The 1287-nt window shown below is 75.7% G+C and carries 1 pseudogene; it reads right to left on the bottom strand.

The features are described 5' to 3' along the window. Window positions 1-1287: pseudogene (locus BKE38_RS32470) on the bottom strand (DUF4159 domain-containing protein); the annotation flags it as partial.

Below are 1287 nucleotides of genomic sequence, written 5' to 3'. Positions count from 1 at the left end.
ATCTTGACGCGTAAGATGGTCGGAAGCGTCAGAGGTGTATAAGTGACAGGCGAAACGGTTGGCGGGGATGGCGCCGGCATAGCCGGGGGCGGGGCCGAGGCGGCCGAAGCCGTCCAGCGTCTCGATCGGGGCCAGCGGCGCCTCGCCTTCCGCGCCGGCGACGCCGGAGGACAGCGCGATCACCCGCTGCAGCATGGCGATGTAGAGGCCGGACAGCGGCAGGTTCGACCATTCGGCATTGGCGGTGACGTGGAACAGCACGACGCGCCCGGCGCCGCGGGTGGCGGCGGTGACCAGGGGCGTGCCGTCGGCCAGCCGCGCCCAGGTGCGGTCGGACAGCTGCGGCCCGGGCTCGGCCAGGACCTGGGTGGCGACGGTGACCTCGGCGGGGACGGCGAGGCCGGCGAAGGGCGAGCTGTCGGCGAAGGGCGCCAGCGGCTGCGGCTTCTCCCAGGACAGGGCGCCACCCAGCTGGCGCTCGCCGGCGCGCAGCCGCACCGGCAGCAGCGGATCGGGATTCTCGGCCAGGCGCGGGCCGGCGAAGCGGATCAGCGTGCCGCCTTCCTCGACCCAGCGGGTCAGGGCGGCACGCTCCTCGCCTTCGGCCAGCGGGCGGTCGGCCAGGACCAGCACGGCCAGCTGGCGCGACAGCAGCTGGCTGACGCTGCCCTGGCGCAGCTCGGCATAGGGGGCCAGGGCGCGGTCCAGATAGTAGAGCGGGCCCAGCAGCGGGGTGGTCGCGCCCTGCTCGGCGGGGCCGAGCAGGCCGACCGGGCGGCGGCGGAACCGCTCGTCCAGCAGGACGGCGGCGCCGGGGCTTTCCTCGCCCTCGATCTCGATCCGGGTGATCTGGTTGCGGATCTCGATCGGCAGGTCCAGCGCGGCCTCGCCGGCCTCGGCGCCGGCGGCGACCGGAAGCTCGGCCCGGGCCAGCGCGCGGCCGTCGCCGGTGCGGGCCAGCACGGCAACCGTCGCCGGCAGCGTGGCCGGGGTCTGGCGCAGCGCCAGGTGCAGCCGGTCGGGCTCGGCGCGGGGCGGCAGCAGCAGGCGGGCGGGGCGGCCCTGCGCCTGGGCCAGGGTCAGCGGCCCGCCTTGCGCCAGGGCCGTCGTCAGGGGCGTGAAGGCGTCGCCCTGGGCCTGATGCTCGGTATTGTCCGCCACGTAGAAGGTGGAAAAAGAATCGCCGTTGATCAGGCGCCAGTCGGTCAGGCCGGCCAGCGCCGCGGCGCGGTCGGGCGCCCAGGACTTCGGGCGCAGCGCGGCCAGGCGGGCGCGCAGTTCCTCGGC

The organism is Teichococcus deserti, assembly GCF_001982615.1.
In the GTDB taxonomy this organism is placed as follows: Bacteria; Pseudomonadota; Alphaproteobacteria; order Acetobacterales; family Acetobacteraceae; genus Pseudoroseomonas; species Pseudoroseomonas deserti.
Note: the sequence above shows the minus strand (reverse complement) of the source record. Positions and strands in the feature narration are given on the sequence as shown.